Below are 16,288 nucleotides of genomic sequence, written 5' to 3' on the forward strand. Positions count from 1 at the left end.
AAGATTGGAAGAAAGAAAAGATAATATACAAAACAATATAGAATATTCAGCTGAAGCTATTCAGGCTGTAACTGGTCTTGACCACGTTAGAGCAAGACCTGCTATGTATATTGGAGATATAGGTGAGAGAGGTCTACATCACTTAGTTTGGGAAATCGTAGATAACGCTGTTGACGAAGCAATGGCAGGCTATGCAAAAAATATATCTGTAATACTCCATCAAGATGGTTCTGTAACTGTGGAAGATGATGGTAGAGGTATTCCAGTAGATATTCATCCGGAGTTTAAAATTCCAGCTGTTGAAATGGTATTTACTATCCTTGGAGCAGGTGGTAAGTTTTCTAAGAAAGCATATCAATACTCCGGTGGTCTTCATGGTGTTGGTGCGTCGGTAGTAAACGCCTTATCTAAATGGCTTGTTGTTGAAGTGTACAGAAACGGAAAGATTTATAGACAAGAATATTCATACGGAAAACCAGCTCATCCATTAAAAGAAATTGGAACAACAACAAAAAGAGGAACAAAAGTAACATTTAAACCGGATGATAGTATTTTTGAGACAACAACCTTTAAATATGACACAATAGCAAAAAGAATTAGAGAGTTAGCATTCTTAAATCCAGGGGTAAAATTCACAGTAATTGATGAAAGGAAGGATATAAAAGAAGAGTTTTATTATGAGAACGGTATTATAGACTTTGTAAGAGTTTTAAACCAAGCCAAAGACCCATTATTCCCAGATGTCATTTACATAAAAGGAGAAAAAGACGGAGTTTTAGTAGAGGTAGCATTTCAATATAACACAAGCTACAATGAAACCTTGGAAAGCTTTGTAAACAACATTAAAACAGTAGAAGGTGGTACTCATGTATCGGGTTTTAGGGCTGCGTTGACAAAATCAATGAACAAAACCTTAGCCGGAATGAAACTTCCAAAAGAGTTAAAAAGTGGTGTAAGCGGAGATGATTTAAGAGAAGGTTTAACGGCTGTAATATCGGTAAAAGTTCCAGAGCCACAGTTTGAAGGACAAACTAAAACAAAGCTTGGAAACCAAGATGTTAAAAGAATCGTTGAATCGGTAGTAGGTGATTATCTGATAGATTTCTTCGATAAAAATAAAGATATAGCCTTAAAAATAGCAGAAAAGGCTATAGAGGCAGCAATTGCAAGAGAAGCGGCAAGAAAGGCTAAAGAAATTTCAAGAAGAAAATCATTCTTAGAAGATAGTTCATTACCGGGAAAGCTAGCTGACTGTTCTGAAGATAATCCGGAGATTTGTGAGCTTTTTATAGTAGAAGGAGAATCAGCTGGTGGTTCTGCAAAGCAAGGAAGAGACAGAAGAACTCAGGCAATCCTGCCGCTTAAAGGTAAAATACTGAACGTAGAAAAAGCAAGGATAGATAAAATCTTATCAAACGAAGAAATAAGAGCAATCGTAAACGCAATAGGAACTGGAATAGGACTGCCGATTAAATCAGAAGATGAAGAGAATAAAACAGAAGAAGGATTTGATTTATCTAAGTTAAGATATCATAAAATAATCCTTATGGCGGATGCTGACGTAGATGGTTCTCATATTACAACTCTTTTACTTACATTATTTTATAGATACTTCCCACAAATTATTGAAAACGGACACTTATATTTGGCACAACCGCCACTTTACAAACTCAAAAAAGGCAGGTCTGAAATATATGTTAAAGACGATGAAGAATTAGCAAAAATCGTTATTGAGTATGCATCTGACGAAGTTAGTATAGAAGGTAAAAATTTAAACAAGCTTGAAATAAAAGAGGTGGCAAAATTAAGCAGAGAATACAAAGATTTAAAACAAAGCATCTATAAAAGAAAAGATAAAAAAGTAATAGATGAGATATTGAAGCTTAGTTTAACAGAAGAAGATTTAAGGTCGGAAGAAAAGGTAAAAGAAATTGTAGAAAAACTTAAGGAAGTTCTAAAAGAATACGAAGTATATTATAAGTATGACCCGGAAGAGGCAGACTATGATATTTTTGTTGAAAGAAAAGAAAGATTTTCAAAAACTGTTAACAAAATAGATGTAGAGCTTTTATCTTCTTATGCTTACGTAAGAGTTAAAGAAGTAGAGAGAATTTTATTAGAAAAGCTTGGCACGCTGCCGATTATTGTTAACTATAAAGATAAATCAATAACGGTAGAAGATTTAGACAAACTGTATGATGTTATTTATGAAGCTGGTATGACTGGTTGTGAGATTCAAAGATACAAAGGATTAGGGGAAATGAACCCGGAGCAGCTTTGGGAAACAACCATGAACCCAAAAACAAGAAGATTATTACAAGTAAACATAGAAGATGCGGCATTAGCAGATGAAATATTCTCAATATTAATGGGTGAAAAGGTAGAACCAAGAAAAGAGTTTATCATGAAATATGCAAAAGAAGTTAGAAACTTAGATATCTAAGAGGTTATAGTTGAGATTAAAGTTTTTAATAGTCTTGTTGCTTGGGGTTTTCTTTTTTGATAAAAGTTTTTCACAGGAGCCTAAATATTATGGCTGGGATTTTAAAGTAATAAAAATAAAAGACCATTACTATCTACTTAACCAAGAGGTTTTTAAGCCTAGAGAAAATGGAGAGTTTGGAGAAAATTATATATACAAAGTAGAAGAGGATACTAATTTTGTTGATTTGGCTTATAAATTAAAAGTTAGCTATTATGAATTAAAAGAAGCTAACAAATCTGTCGATCCTTTCAAAGTAGAAAAAGGAACGGTGATCACGATTCCTTTAAAGAAAAAACTTCCGGAGAATTTTAACTATAATACTGTTTACGTGTCTTTAAAAGATAAAAGGTTGTATTATCCAATAAAATTGGAAGATGGTGATTATGTAATAACTTTTCCTGTTGGCACAGGAGACGAAGAATATCCAACTCCAACCGGTGAGTTTGCTATAACAGAGAAAAAAATCAATCCTGATTGGATAGTTCCACCAAGTGCAAGGGCTAATAATCCAAAATTGCCACCGGTTGTACCTTTTGGAAGTCCGGAAAATGGTCTTGGAACCAGAGCTTTAAGATTAAACGAAAGTTCCTACATGATTCATGGAACAAGTAAAAGAAGTGAAAAAGGTGTAGGCATGAAAATCTCTTACGGATGTATAGTCATGAGAAATAAAGATATAGAAAGATTATATGATTTAGTAGATTTAAACACAAAGGTTATCATATTTGAGTGAAAAGTTTGTTTATAAAATATTATAAAATTTATAAAAGGAGTTGTAAATGAGAAAAAAAACTTTAATTTACGTGCTATTTTTAACTATTTTCATAAATATAGGATTTGCCATGTCTGAAAAAAAGCAAAGTACAGATGTCAAACCTTCCAAAAATCAAAATGCTGAAGTAAAAGAAATAGTAAATATACCAGGATTGATATTTAAAACAGATAAACAGGTTTACTCAAAAGCAGAGCAAGTTTGTTTTACATTAGAAAATCAATCTCAAGCAGAGTACATACTTCCATCTTTAGCACCTTATGCAATTTTTAATAAAGAAAAGCCGGAAGTTGCTATTTACTCTCCTGTATCAGCCCAAGTTATAACACCTTTAAAACCAAAGGAAGTTAAAAAATGGTGCTGGGATCAAAAAGATATAGAAGGAAAAGAAGTTTCGTCGGGAGATTATTTTGTTAGATTAACAATTTTTGATAAATCAGGAAAAGTAAGCTTTCTAAAGGCAGATTTTACTATCAAGCTTAAATGAAATTTCTAAAAAACACTTTTATATTTTCTATAGCCACACTAATCAGTAGAGTTTTAGGATATTTGAGGGATGCGGTTGTAGCTTACTACTTTGGAGCAAATCCGGCTACAGATGCTTTCTACGTTGCTTGGAGGCTTCCAAACACCCTCAGACAGCTTGTAGCTGAAGGAAGCTTCAACGCTGCATTTATTCCAATCTATACTCAAGAGTACTCAAAATCTTCCGAAAATGCAAAATGGTATGCATCATCATTGTTTACATATTACACGATAGTTTTGATAGTACTGACTTTATTAGTCATAATTTTTGCTCCTTACTTTGTAAAAATCATAGCTCCCGGATTTGCCAACAAAGGAAATTTTGACCTTACTGTTGAGCTTGTAAGATGGATTTTTCCTTATCTAATTTTGATAGGTTGGACATCATTCTATATGGCTTTATTAAACACTAAGGATAGATTTTTTATTCCGGCAGTAGCACCGGCACTGCTAAATCTTGCCTTTGTGATTACCTCAGTATTTTTGTCATACTCGATGGGAATATACTCATTGGCAGCTGGGGCTTTACTTGGTGGATTTTTACAGCTAATAATACAATTTCCTCTTGCAATCAAGGAAGGGTTAATCGTAAAACCAACCTTTACAATCCACCCTGAAATTAAAACAACACTAAAAAAACTTGGGCCGGCGTTTTTATCCTTTGGAGTAAGCCAATTTGCCTTTGTAATAGATACAGTTTTAGCATCTTTTTTAATGGCCGGAGCGGTTACTTATCTGTATTATGGAAATAGAATATTTCAGCTTCCACTTGGCGTTTTTATCATTGGACTCGGAAATGCTCTCTTAGTGTCTCTCTCAAAAAATTATGCAAATAAAGATTTTGAAACTTTTAGAAAAGACCTTACCTTGAGCCTGAAATTTTCTATCTTTATCTCAATGCCAGCAACCATTGGAATGATTTTTCTTGGCAAAGAAATCATAGATGTTTTATTAGTAAGAGGTGCTTTTAACGAAAAAGATGCTCAGCTAACATACTACGCTTTGATTGGTTATGGTCTTGGACTTCTTGGATACTCTTTAACAAGACCATTCAAAAGTGCCTTTTTTGCAATGGGAGACACTAAAACACCCCTTTACTCAACCATGATTGGGATTATGGGAAGTATTATCTCTGCTATTGTTTTAACATTTATCTTAAACTTTGGCGTTTTTGGTCTTGCCTTTGCTTCATCTCTCGGTGGATATATAAACACAATCTATCTTTACAAGCATTTTAAAATGAAGATAGATTTAAAAGAAATTTTTAAGACATTTATAAAAGTATCCATTGCCGGCTTTATTATGATTCTCTTTATAGAGGCTTTAAAGTTTTTTGTTTTTAATACGTTTATAGTTGTATTTGTTGGGATTTTAATAAGTAGCATTGTATATTTGTTTGTTAATTATTTATTGAAAGAAGATACAACGATTTTGTTTGTTAATATTGTTAAGAGAAAGTTGTAAATTTAAATTTTGTTTAAGTTAAAATAGATATGGGAATATTTATGATAGATTTCAAAAAGAATTATTGAGATTCTTCGCTGTAGCTTTAGAATGATACATTATTAACTTTTGTCATCGTATATTCCTGAGGACTTTAGCCGAAGGATCTTCTTCTTAAGTTTTATAAAAATCCTCAATTTTTCACACAAGATATTTGAGTGTGATATACATGATAAGATATAGCAAAAAATTTTTTAAAACAGCCTCATACACAATTGTATAAGCTAAAAGAAATATGGGAAAATATAATATAAGAATTTAAAATTATGAAAATCGGGGGATAAAGATGAGAAAGAGAATAGGAGCATCTACCTACATTCAGAGAATTAATACACTTGAAAGAAAGCTTTTAAAACAAGTAAAAGAATTAGATGATGTTATGGAAAAACATCCAGAAATAATCTTTAGATTGCAAGTTGTAGAGTTTGCTTTAAAACATTCAGTGAAGATTGCAGTTGAAGCTTTTGGTGTATCAAAATCTACCATATACAGATGGATTAAAGAGTATAAAAGCAGTAATAACAATCTCGTATCTCTTAAAAATCGTTATATATCAAAAAAAGGAATGAAATTAGAAAAATTACAAAAAATAACAGAAAAACATAAACAATTAGTTTTAGAAATAAGAAAGAAACATCCTAAGCTTGGGAAAGAAAAAATAAAGGTTTTACTTGATAAACTCTGCAAGCAGCACAATATTCCTACGATATCTGCAAGTTCAATTGGAAATATAATAAAAATGCTTAAAGAGGAAAGGAAGTTAAATCATGAGTACGCCAGGCAAAGAATCTCAATCAACGGAAGAACTGGAAAGCTAACAATAAAAGAAAGTAGAAAGAAAACAAAGAAAGATAGATATAAAGACAAAAAACCAACAAAACCAGGAGAATTGGTACAAATAGATACAAAGCATGAATATGTAAATGGTAGAAAAGTTTATATCTTGAGACTTGTCAATAATTTTGTGTCTGGACTGAAAACTTTTTATTAAACAATTGTAAAATTTCATAAGAAGCTCCTTTAAAAGCAGGTATAGGTTTTTTCCATTTTCCATTCTTTAAATTATCTCTCTGTATAAGCAGATTTATCTCAAGAATGTCTACAGATTGAAAATATCCACCTAAATTTATTCTTACCTTCTCTATCATGCTATTAACACTTTCAACTGGATTTGTTGTGTATATGTGTTTTCTTAGATTTTCTGGATATTTTTAAAAAACATAAGTATCTCTCTTTGTTAGATTGAATATGTTTTATAAAGCTTGGATATTTAGATTTAAATCTACTACATAAATCATCTAATTTTTCTAATCCATCTTCATAATCTAAGCTGTTTTCTTTTATGTTTTTTAATTCTTTGTTAAATACTTGTGAATCTTCTTTATCCATCTGATTTCTAACGTTTCTTTGTAAATGGACTAAACATAGCTGATGGTCTGTAAAAGGAAACAGTGTTTCTATGGCTTTTGATATCCCAGGAAAATCATCACTTACTATAAGCATTATCCTTTTTAGTCCTCTATCTATTAAATCATTGAATACTTTTATCCAGTCTGCTTTGTTTTCACTACTGAAAAATGTGTAAAATCCAAATATATCTTTATTTCCTTGTAAATCTATTCCAAGAACTACATAAACAGAAGCTTTCCTAATTTTGTTTTTTTCTTTTATATCACAGTGATATGCATCTATATACAGTACAAATGCATCCGATGGAAGCTCTCTTGTTTTAAAGCCACTCAAGTCTTTCTATAAGCTGTTTTTTGATTGCATCCATATGTTGTTTTGAGTAGTTTAAGCCCAAGCTTTTTAATGTAGAATCTATCTTGCTTTCTGAGTATCCATTGGATACCAAACTCATAAGAAGGTCTATATAATCTTCATTAACTCTTTTATAAGGGTCAGGTAATATTTGTGGTCTAAATTTACCCTTTCTATCTCTTGGGACATTTATGTTAAGCTTGAAAGAACCAGTATTTAGGCTTCTTTCATAATACCCATTTGCTTTGTTATCATCGTCATTTTCAAGGAAGAAATTTCTTTCCTGATTCATAATCAGTTCCACAACAGATTCTAAAAGTTTTCTTATACCTATCTTTTCTTGAGTTGTTATACCGTTTGGGAAAAGTTCTTTTACTAATTCTTCGGTAGATCTGTCTAATATTTTTTCAAAGTATTCTTTCTTATCCATTACTATTCCTCCTTATAATTTTATTTAGACACAACATTATTTTAACTCCCTCTGCAAAAGTTCAATTGGAAATATAATAAAAATGCTTAAAGAGGAAAGGAAGTTAAATCATGAGTACGCCAGGCAAAGAATCTCAATCAACGGAAGAACTGGAAAGCTAATAGTGAAAGAAGATAAAAAGAAAACAAAGAAAGATAGATATAAAGACAAAAAACCAACAAAACCAGGAGAATTGGTACAAATAGATACAAAGCATGAATATGTAAATGGTAGAAAAGTTTATATATTTGTAGCCAAGGATGTAAAAACAAGAATCTCTTTTACTTTTGCATATGACAGGCTAAACAGTAAAAACGCAAAGGACTTTTTAGAGAAATTAATAAAAGCAATACCATTTGAGATAAAAGGTATACAAACAGATAATGGCAGTGAATTCTTAGGCGAGTTTAGCAAAGCAGCAGAGAAAAAAGAAATAAAACATTATTTTAACTATCCAAGATATCCAAAAGGACAAGCATATGTAGAGAGAATGAATAGGACATTACAGGATGAATTTATCATGTACTACGAAGATTATGAATTAAAAGATGTTTATGAGTTTAATAAAAAATGATGGAGTATATGCTATGGTATAACATAGAAAGACCTCATCATAGTTTAAACAAAAAATCACCTATTGCATACTTTTGTGATATTATAAATTCAAGAAAATCGGAATTTTCCCAAACTGGTATGACCTATACAATAAATTTACAAGCTTAAAAAAATCCTGTATAATATTACAGAATTAAATATAATGGAGGAGCAAATGGAACAGCATGTTATAATGGCTCTTACAGTGTTAATAGTGGTTCCGGTTATATTTACTATTTTTGCAAAAAAGCCATCATTAATACCGACACCTATTCAAAACGTATTTGAGATATACATAGAATTTATAGATAATCTTATAAAAGAAAATATGGGTGAAAAAGGTAGAAAATACTTTCCATTGATAGCATCAATTGGATTGTTTGTATTCTTTGGAAACTTGCTTGGAATTATACCAGGTTTAGAATCTCCAACAGCAAACTTAAACACAACAATGGCTCTTGCTCTTTTAGTGTTCTTTATATACAACTTTGAAGGCATTAGAGAAAATGGTATTGGCTATTTTAAACACTTTTTAGGTCCTGTTCCTGCAATGGCTCCGGTATTTGTTATCATAGAACTTCTTAGCCATCTTAGCAGACCAGTAACATTGGCTCTTCGTCTTTTTGCAAACATGACAGGTGGTGAGCTTATAAGCGTTGTTTTAATCATGCTTGTTCCATTCCTAATTCCAATGCCAGTTATGCTAATTCACTTAATAGCTGTATTCTTGCAAACATACGTTTTTGTAGTCTTGACAACTGTTTACATCGCTGGTGCTATTACTCATGCTGAACATTAATGGAGGATAATAATGGTTGAAATAAAAAAGATTTTTATAAACTTTCAGTTTAACAACATCTCTTTAAAAGCCTTAGAAATTGCAAAAGACTTAGCTAATAAATATAACAGTCAGCTTGTCATTTTCCATGAAATAGAAGATGTGTATATGATGAAAAAATTTGCAGTAAGCTTTGGATTGCCTGTTCCACCGGATATTGAAGAAAAAAATAAAACCTCTGCTAAAAATAGGATAGAAGATTTATTAACCGATTTTTCTAAGGATGTTAAAATAATAGTCGATATATCAGACAGTGTAAAAAATTCACTTCCAAAATTTGTTAAAGAGGAAAGCCCAGATCTGGTTATAATAACGGAAGATTACGAATACTTAGCTAAAAAAATAGAATCAAATGTCTTTATTGTAAAAAAATAATTACTTATAGGAGGTTGTATTAATAATGGTTAAGTTCTCAAAAGTGTTGATGTTGATGGTTTTAGCAGGAACGGTTTCTGCTGCGTTTGCTGCAGAAGGTGACCCAATGGCAAGAGCTGTATTTTACGGTGCGTTAGCTATCGGCGCTGGCGTTGCTATCGGTGCAGCTGCAGGTGGTGGTGCTGCTGGTCTTGGAAATGCAATCAGAGGTGTTCTTGAAGGAATGGCAAGAAACCCTAACATGGGTCCAAAATTATTAACAACTATGTTCATTGGTATGGCATTAATAGAAACGTTCGTTCTCTATGCATTACTTATCGCAATTATATTTATCTTTACTGGTATTTTCGATTCAAAAGCAGGCTTCTAAGATAAATTTTAGCTTAAAAATTTGTTGGCAGCCATAAAAGGCTGCCTTATTTTATTTTATAGGAGGTGTATAGAAATGGCAAATATGAAAGCAAAATCTCATTTATCAAATAAGAAAAGAAAGAGAGCTTCTGGATTTCTTGCAAGAATGAAAACTAAAGCCGGAAGAAAAATCTTAGCAAGAAGAAGAGCAAAAGGAAGAAAACGCATCGCTATCAAGTAAATGATCACATTAAAAAAAAAGACATACAAAATGTTTTTTCTAATAAACAAATTGTAGATAATGAAGATTTTTTAGTGGTTTACCTGAAAAACGATCAAGAAAAATCAAGGTATGCTTTTGTAGCTTCAAAAAAAAACTTTAAAAAATCCGTAGATAGAAATAGAGCAAAAAGACTACTAAGAGAAGCCGTAAGGCTTCGTCTTAACTTATTAGATAATCTTAAATATGATATGATTTTTATAGCAAAAAAAAGTATTTTAAATAAAAAAATTTATGATATCCTATCTCAACTTAACACAGTAATAGGAAAGCTAAAAAATAATGATTAAAAGGTTATTTATTAACGTAATAAGATTTTATCAAAAATACATCTCACCTATTAAAGGGCAGAGTTGCAGATTTCATCCGACTTGCTCAGAGTATGCAGTTTTATCTATTGAAAAGTATGGAATTATAAAAGGCTCATTAAAAGCTATCTGGAGAATACTTAGATGTAATCCTTTTTCAAAGGGTGGCGTTGATTATCCTTAAAACATTAGAGGTGAAAAGATGGAACAACAAGATATGCAAAAGAGGTTTATGATATTTTTTGGAGCAGTTGCACTGCTTCTAATATCTTTTTCTCTAATCAGTCAATATTTTTTTAAAGACAGTACTCAAAATCAAAAAAATCAAACTCAGCAGACTCAAAGAGAGGTTGCGGCTCCTATTAAACAAATTAGCGGAAGTTATGACCTTGTCTTAACTGGCGAAAGAGTAAATACTGATAATTTAAAAGATTTGGTTAGAATTAAAACAAAGGAAGGCTATATAGAGTTTAGTAATATCGGCGGTAGAATAGTATCAGCTTTTGATAACAGATATAATGTTGATATTATTCCTGAATTTTCTAAATCTAATAAAGTTTTTCCTGGAGAAATTATAACCACAGATATAAATACTACAAAACTTTTAAACTTTTCAAAATATGAATCAAAAATTCAAGATAATAAAATCTTATTTTACTTGAAAAATGAAAATGTAGAAGTTGAAAAAACTTATACAATTAACGATGATAATACTATAACAGTTGACATTAAAACCAAAGGTCTTGAAAATGTAGGATTAGCATATTTAACAGGTATAACTTTAAAATCTGAGGGAACTTTTGGACACAATGGACCTATCATTAAGACTGACAAGGAAATTATAAAAATAAACAACGATATTAATACTATTCAAACAATCAGAGATAAAATACTTTGGGCTGGTCAAGAAAATAAATATTTTATGCAGATTCTGTCGATTAAAGGTGGCATAAACACTGTTTATATAGTTCCGGTTGCAAAAGATACTACCGTTGTTTTATCTGAAATCCCAGCATCTTTTGAAGGATTTAATTATTTAGGTCCAAAACTCTACTCACTTCTTGGAGAAATTACAGATAAGTATCAAAAGCTTTGGAATGTAGATTTAAATTTAAGAAGTTCTGTTGATTTTGGCTTCTTTGGTATTCTTGGAAAACCTTTATTCCTACTGCTTCATTTTATATATGACTTTGTCCATAACTGGGGGTTGGCAATCATTGTCTTAACTGTATTATTAAGACTTGTGTTATTCCCGCTTAATCACAAATCTCTAAAAGCAATGAAAAAAATGGCAGACCTTGCTCCAGAAATGGAAAAACTTAAGAAAAAATATGCAAAAGACCCACAAAAACTACAAGAAGAAATTATGAAGCTGTACGCAGAAGCTGGAGCAAATCCAATGAGTGGATGCTTGCCAATTCTTGCTCAAATCCCTATATTCATAGCATTATACAATGTTTTAATGGTAACAGTTGAGTTAAAAAATGCTCCGTTTATGCTTTGGATAAAAGACCTTTCAGATAAAGACCCTTACTATGTTTTACCAATCTTAATGGGACTATCAATGGTTGCTCAGCAGTTTATAACTCCAAGCTCTGATAAAAATCAAAGAATGATCATGTATATTATGGCTGGTGTGTTTACATTTATGTTTATGAATTTTCCATCAGGACTTGTTTTATACTGGCTAACGAATAATATATTAGGATTAATTCAAAGTGTTATTATTAACAAATCAATGAAAAAATGAACAAAGATACAATCGTAGCAAATGCAACCCCACTAATTCCATCAGCAATTTCAATAGTTAGGATTAGTGGGGATAAAGCTTTAGAAATAGGTAGAAAAATATTCTCTCTGCCGGAAAACATAACTCCAAGAAAAGTTTATTTTGGTAAAATTTTTAACAATAAAGGTGAAATTATTGACGAAGGTTTATTCGTATACTTTCAAAAGCCAAAAAGCTTTACTGGTGAAGACCTTGTAGAGATTTACCCCCACGGAAGCGTTCCTGTTGTAAAAAGCATATTAGAAGCTTGTTTTATGTATGGTGCAAGATTAGCAAGACCGGGTGAATTTACAGAAAGAGCTTTTTTAAATGGAAAAATTGATCTATTACAAGCAGAAGCTATAGCAGACCTAATCAATGCAAAATCTGAAAGAGCAGCAAAAATTGCAGTCTCTATACTGGAAGGAAAATTATCTAAACAGATAAACATTTTAAGAGAAAAGCTGATAAATCTTATATCTTTAATAGAAGCTGAGATCAATTTTCCTGAAGATGTTGAAGAGATAGACAGTAGTCTTATTATTTCTCAGTTAGAAGAGGTAAAATCTCAAATAGATAAACTTTTAGCAAGCTATAAAAAAGGAAATCTTATAAAAGAAGGTATTAAGCTTGCAATCGTTGGAAGACCAAATGTTGGAAAATCCTCTTTATTTAATGCACTTGTTGGCTATGAAAGAGCAATAGTTTCTGAAATACAAGGAACTACAAGAGATTTTATAGAAGAAAGCCTTAAAATAAAAGATATTCCAGTTATTTTACTTGATACAGCGGGGCTTAGAGATACAGAAGATAAAATAGAAAAAATAGGCATAGAAAAAGCACAAGAGAAAATAAATGAAGCTGATATTATCTTATTTGTGATAGATGCATCCTCTGGTTTTACAGAAGAAGATAAAAAAATTTATGATAAAATTAAAGATAAGCCACATATAATTGTAGTAAATAAATCTGATTTAAACAACAAACCTATTGATTTTTTTGAAAAATATGATAACATTGTATATACAAGTATTATAAACAATCAAGGAATAAAAGAGTTAGAAGAAAAAATCATAACATCCTTAGGAATCATAGAAAAAGAAGATGATCTCTTCATAAACCTAAGACAATCGACTTTACTAAAGCAAGCAAAAGAAAAAATAGAGGAGATAGAAAATCATATTAACTATTTAATCAATAATAAAGAAATATTAATGATTTACATTCAAGAGGCTTTAAATTACTTAGATGAAGTCGTAGGGGCTATATCAACAGAAGATGTTTTAGATAATATCTTTAGTAAATTCTGCATAGGTAAATAATCAACTAATTAAAGGAGGTCTCATGGTAGACTTATCAACCATCACACCTGAATCATTGAAAGAAAAAACATTGGCAGAATTAAAAAAATTAGCTGAAGAGATCGGTGTAGAAAAAATAACAGGACTAAAAAAAGATGAGCTTATAGAAAAAATCATAGAGAAAAAGGAAGAAAAAGAAGGTTTAGTCAAGATAAATGGTGTTTTAGAAATCCTTCCTGAAGGTTTTGGATTTATTAGATTTCTTGAAAACAATTACGCACCAAGTCCACAAGATATATATGTTTCACCTTCTCAGATAAAAAGATTTGGACTTAAAACCGGAGATACAATTATCGGAGTAGCAAGGAATCCAAAGGAAGGTGAAAAATACAGAGCATTAGTCAGAATAGATAGAGTTGGAAGTCTTCCGGTAGAAGAGTTAAAGAAAAGACCATCTTTTGATAAGCTTATCCCATACCATCCAACAGAAAGATTGAATTTAGAATACGACCCATCTGATTTATCAACTAGGGTTGTTAGCCTTGTAGCACCTATTGGTAAAGGCCAAAGAGGATTGATAGTTGCACCGCCTAAAGCCGGTAAAACAGTTTTAATCCAAAGAATAGCAAAAGCTATAATAAAGAACCATCCAGAAATTCATTTAATAATCCTTCTTATAGATGAAAGGCCTGAAGAAGTTACAGAAATGAGAAGAATAGTAGGCTCCGGGGCAGAAGTAGTAGCATCTACGTTTGATGAACCACCAGAAAGACACATACAAATCTCTGAGCTTGTAATTGAAAAAGCAAAAAGGATAGTAGAGGAAGGTAGAGATGTTGTGATCTTACTTGACTCAATGACAAGGCTTGCAAGAGCTTCAAACGCTGTTACACCACCATCCGGTAGAGTTTTATCCGGTGGTATTGAAGCAACGGCATTACAAAGACCTAAAAAATTCTTTGGGGCAGCTCGTAATATAGAAAACGGCGGAAGTCTTACAATTCTCTCAACAGCTCTTGTGGAAACTGGTTCAAGAATGGACGATGTAATATTTGAAGAATTTAAAGGAACTGGCAATATGGAGCTTTACTTAGACAGAAGATTAATGGAAAGAAGAATTTTTCCAGCAATAAATATAAGTAAGTCTGGAACAAGAAAAGAGGAACTTTTACTGGAAGACTGGCAACTGCAAAGATTATGGGTATTGCGTAAATTCTTATCTACAATGGATGAAGTTGAAGCAATGGAATTTTTGTTAAGCAAACTTTCCAAATTTAAGACAAATGACGAGTTTTTAAGGTCTATGAATGCTTGAGAATGAATACAGTATAAAAATTATTGATGTCTGACCATCTCGTTTACTTACTGGAAGTGTTCTAAAATTCCAGTTAGTTGTATAATGTATGCGTAAAATGAGTTTGTTTTTGTCTGTCATCCTGAGGACTTTAGTCCGAAGGATCTTCTCTTTTAAAAACAAGAAAGTAGAGGCAATTCATGAATTGTCCATACAGTAAATAAGTGAAATGTAAAGGACGGAGATTCTTCGCCGGCTGCAGAATGACGATATTGATTTTTGGAATAGTCTTACTACTTACTTCTTGCGCAACATATAAATTTGATATAATATTTAATTCAAAATTTTTTAAAAATTTAGGAGGTATAAAATTGAAACAAGGAATTCACCCAGAATTAAAATTAACTAAATTTGTTTGTGGTTGTGGAAATGAGTTTGAGATTTATACTGTAAAAGGTGGAACTATACATTTGGAAGTATGTAATAATTGCCATCCTTTCTATGCTGGAAAATTAAGAATCAAGCCAAAATTCTTAGAACTTCAAGGGCAAGCTTCAGAAAAATAATAGATGGATAAAAAGTTTTTAGTCCAATTAGAAAGCATAGAAGAAAAAGTAAAAAAGCTTGAAGAGTTGATGGCTGATCCGGAAGTTTTAAAGGATCAGTCTAAAATTCAGTCTATAGCAAAAGAACACAAAGAACTATCAGAAATTTTAAATCTTTATAATGAATATAAAAAAGTAAGTAGACAAATAGAAGAAGTAAAACAACTTCTAAACTCTACTCCTGATGATGATTTACGCGAATTGGCAGAAGAAGAGTTAGAATCTTTAAAAAAACAGCAGGAAGATTTAGAGAAAAAAATAGAGATAGCACTTCTACCAAAAGACCCTAACGATGAAAAAAACGTTATCTTAGAAATAAGACAAGGGGCAGGTGGAGACGAAGCATCTTTATTTGCTGCTGAGCTTTTTAGAATGTATCAAAGATACGCTGAAAGACACGGCTGGAAAACAGAAATTTTAAGCTTACATCCAACAGAAAAAGGCGGTATAAAAGAAGTTATAGCCTTAATTAAAGGTAAAGGTGCATACTCAAGATTAAAGTATGAAAGCGGTGTTCATAGGGTTCAAAGGGTGCCAGAAACTGAATCTTCTGGTAGAATTCATACTTCGACTGTTACAGTGGCTGTTTTGCCAGAAGCTGAAGAGGTTGATATAGAAATAAAACCAGAAGAGTTGAAGATAGAGACTATGAGAGCTGGCGGAGCTGGTGGTCAACATGTAAACACTACCGATTCAGCTGTTAGAATTACACACATTCCCACAGGAATGGTAGTTACATGCCAAGATGAAAGGTCTCAGCTTCAAAATAAAATGAAGGCTATGCAGATTTTAAGAGCAAGACTTAAAGATTATTATGAAAGGCTTGAAAAAGAAAAGATTGCAAAGGAAAGAAAAGAACAGGTTGGAACCGGTGAAAGAAGTGAAAAGATAAGAACTTACAACTTTCCACAAAACAGAGTTACTGACCATAGAGTAAACTATACTTCTTATAGAATCAACGATATTATGGATGGGGATTTAGACGAAATTATAGATGTGTTGATCGCAAAAGAAAACGAAGAAAAATTAGCAAATTTAGAAATTTAAAATAAATTTTTA

The 16,288-nt window shown here is 31.6% G+C and carries 21 protein-coding genes; 18 read left to right on the forward strand and 3 right to left on the reverse strand.

Going from position 1 to position 16,288, the window contains the following annotated elements:
* The first annotated feature begins 4 nt into the window (after nt 1-4).
* The 5 genes from gyrB (at nt 5) to SYO3AOP1_RS05030 (ending at nt 6,276) form a co-directional block, all read left to right on the forward strand.
* Entirely contained in the window at nt 5-2,443 is a 2,439-nt protein-coding gene (gene gyrB, locus SYO3AOP1_RS05010) for a DNA topoisomerase (ATP-hydrolyzing) subunit B (protein WP_012459657.1), read from the forward strand.
* A 10-nt stretch (nt 2,444-2,453) separates the two neighbouring features.
* Nucleotides 2,454-3,218: a L,D-transpeptidase family protein gene (locus SYO3AOP1_RS05015; RefSeq protein ID WP_012459658.1), complete on the forward strand. Its 765-nt coding sequence runs from the start codon at nt 2,454-2,456 to the stop codon at nt 3,216-3,218.
* Between the two features lie 46 nt (nt 3,219-3,264).
* On the forward strand, nt 3,265-3,744 hold the full coding sequence (locus SYO3AOP1_RS05020; protein ID WP_012459659.1) for a hypothetical protein: 480 nt from the start codon (nt 3,265-3,267) through the stop codon (nt 3,742-3,744).
* Nucleotides 3,741-5,246, forward strand: a complete 1,506-nt coding sequence (murJ, locus tag SYO3AOP1_RS05025) for a murein biosynthesis integral membrane protein MurJ (protein WP_012459660.1) — start codon at nt 3,741-3,743, stop codon at nt 5,244-5,246. Before SYO3AOP1_RS05020 ends, murJ begins: the two co-directional genes overlap by 4 nt.
* A gap of 325 nt (nt 5,247-5,571) precedes the next feature.
* Nucleotides 5,572-6,276: a helix-turn-helix domain-containing protein gene (locus SYO3AOP1_RS05030; protein ID WP_281340512.1), complete on the forward strand. Its 705-nt coding sequence runs from the start codon at nt 5,572-5,574 to the stop codon at nt 6,274-6,276.
* On the opposite strand, the gene SYO3AOP1_RS09670 is transcribed toward SYO3AOP1_RS05030, so the two are convergent.
* Genes SYO3AOP1_RS09670 through SYO3AOP1_RS09680 form a run of 3 tightly spaced genes read right to left on the reverse strand, consistent with a single transcriptional unit; the run spans nt 6,239 to nt 7,476 of the window.
* A complete protein-coding gene (locus SYO3AOP1_RS09670; protein ID WP_281340514.1) occupies nt 6,239-6,433 on the reverse strand; it encodes a hypothetical protein in 195 nt (64 codons plus the stop codon). The genes SYO3AOP1_RS05030 and SYO3AOP1_RS09670 overlap by 38 nt on opposite strands.
* Nucleotides 6,434-6,446: 13 nt before the next feature.
* A complete protein-coding gene (locus SYO3AOP1_RS09675; protein ID WP_281340516.1) occupies nt 6,447-7,028 on the reverse strand; it encodes a transposase in 582 nt (193 codons plus the stop codon).
* Nucleotides 7,015-7,476 (reverse strand): transposase, encoded by a 462-nt coding sequence (locus tag SYO3AOP1_RS09680; protein ID WP_281340518.1) that lies wholly within the window; start codon nt 7,474-7,476, stop codon nt 7,015-7,017. The genes SYO3AOP1_RS09675 and SYO3AOP1_RS09680 overlap by 14 nt, the downstream gene beginning before the upstream one ends.
* 82 nt (nt 7,477-7,558) lie before the next feature.
* Here SYO3AOP1_RS09680 and SYO3AOP1_RS05040 point away from each other — a divergent pair, with 82 nt between their 5' ends.
* The 13 genes from SYO3AOP1_RS05040 (at nt 7,559) to prfA (ending at nt 16,276) form a co-directional block, all read left to right on the forward strand.
* Nucleotides 7,559-8,089 carry a DDE-type integrase/transposase/recombinase gene (locus tag SYO3AOP1_RS05040; RefSeq protein WP_281340519.1) on the forward strand — a complete coding sequence of 177 codons (531 nt, stop codon included), beginning with the start codon at nt 7,559-7,561 and terminating at the stop codon, nt 8,087-8,089.
* A complete protein-coding gene (locus SYO3AOP1_RS09685; protein ID WP_281340520.1) occupies nt 8,086-8,238 on the forward strand; it encodes a hypothetical protein in 153 nt (50 codons plus the stop codon). The genes SYO3AOP1_RS05040 and SYO3AOP1_RS09685 overlap by 4 nt, the downstream gene beginning before the upstream one ends.
* 46 nt (nt 8,239-8,284) lie before the next feature.
* Nucleotides 8,285-8,908: a F0F1 ATP synthase subunit A gene (atpB, locus tag SYO3AOP1_RS05045; RefSeq protein WP_012459661.1), complete on the forward strand. Its 624-nt coding sequence runs from the start codon at nt 8,285-8,287 to the stop codon at nt 8,906-8,908.
* Between the two features lie 12 nt (nt 8,909-8,920).
* The gene (locus tag SYO3AOP1_RS05050) at nt 8,921-9,322 is read left to right on the forward strand and encodes a universal stress protein (RefSeq protein WP_012459662.1); all 402 of its coding nucleotides are present in this window, start codon (nt 8,921-8,923) and stop codon (nt 9,320-9,322) included.
* 25 nt (nt 9,323-9,347) lie between these two features.
* Nucleotides 9,348-9,692 (forward strand): ATP synthase F0 subunit C, encoded by a 345-nt coding sequence (gene atpE / locus SYO3AOP1_RS05055; RefSeq protein WP_012459663.1) that lies wholly within the window; start codon nt 9,348-9,350, stop codon nt 9,690-9,692.
* 84 nt (nt 9,693-9,776) lie between these two features.
* Nucleotides 9,777-9,914 carry a 50S ribosomal protein L34 gene (gene rpmH / locus SYO3AOP1_RS05060; RefSeq protein WP_012459664.1) on the forward strand — a complete coding sequence of 46 codons (138 nt, stop codon included), beginning with the start codon at nt 9,777-9,779 and terminating at the stop codon, nt 9,912-9,914.
* Nucleotides 9,915-9,937: 23 nt separating this feature from the next.
* The gene (rnpA, locus tag SYO3AOP1_RS05065; protein WP_281340825.1) at nt 9,938-10,243 is read left to right on the forward strand and encodes a ribonuclease P protein component; all 306 of its coding nucleotides are present in this window, start codon (nt 9,938-9,940) and stop codon (nt 10,241-10,243) included.
* A complete protein-coding gene (gene yidD, locus SYO3AOP1_RS05070; RefSeq protein ID WP_012459666.1) occupies nt 10,236-10,445 on the forward strand; it encodes a membrane protein insertion efficiency factor YidD in 210 nt (69 codons plus the stop codon). Before rnpA ends, yidD begins: the two co-directional genes overlap by 8 nt.
* 18 nt (nt 10,446-10,463) lie before the next feature.
* Nucleotides 10,464-12,011 (forward strand): membrane protein insertase YidC, encoded by a 1,548-nt coding sequence (gene yidC / locus SYO3AOP1_RS05075; protein ID WP_012459667.1) that lies wholly within the window; start codon nt 10,464-10,466, stop codon nt 12,009-12,011.
* Nucleotides 12,008-13,351, forward strand: coding sequence for a tRNA uridine-5-carboxymethylaminomethyl(34) synthesis GTPase MnmE (gene mnmE / locus SYO3AOP1_RS05080; protein ID WP_012459668.1), 1,344 nt, complete (start codon nt 12,008-12,010; stop codon nt 13,349-13,351). Before yidC ends, mnmE begins: the two co-directional genes overlap by 4 nt.
* Before the next feature lie 22 nt (nt 13,352-13,373).
* Nucleotides 13,374-14,645 carry a transcription termination factor Rho gene (rho, locus tag SYO3AOP1_RS05085; RefSeq protein ID WP_012459669.1) on the forward strand — a complete coding sequence of 424 codons (1,272 nt, stop codon included), beginning with the start codon at nt 13,374-13,376 and terminating at the stop codon, nt 14,643-14,645.
* Nucleotides 14,646-14,995: 350 nt separating this feature from the next.
* The gene (rpmE, locus tag SYO3AOP1_RS05090) at nt 14,996-15,190 is read left to right on the forward strand and encodes a 50S ribosomal protein L31 (protein WP_041674561.1); all 195 of its coding nucleotides are present in this window, start codon (nt 14,996-14,998) and stop codon (nt 15,188-15,190) included.
* 3 nt (nt 15,191-15,193) lie between these two features.
* Nucleotides 15,194-16,276, forward strand: a complete 1,083-nt coding sequence (gene prfA / locus SYO3AOP1_RS05095; protein ID WP_012459671.1) for a peptide chain release factor 1 — start codon at nt 15,194-15,196, stop codon at nt 16,274-16,276.
* Nucleotides 16,277-16,288: the final 12 nt, after the last annotated feature.

This window comes from Sulfurihydrogenibium sp. YO3AOP1 (genome assembly GCF_000020325.1).
In the GTDB taxonomy this organism is placed as follows: Bacteria; Aquificota; Aquificia; order Aquificales; family Hydrogenothermaceae; genus Sulfurihydrogenibium.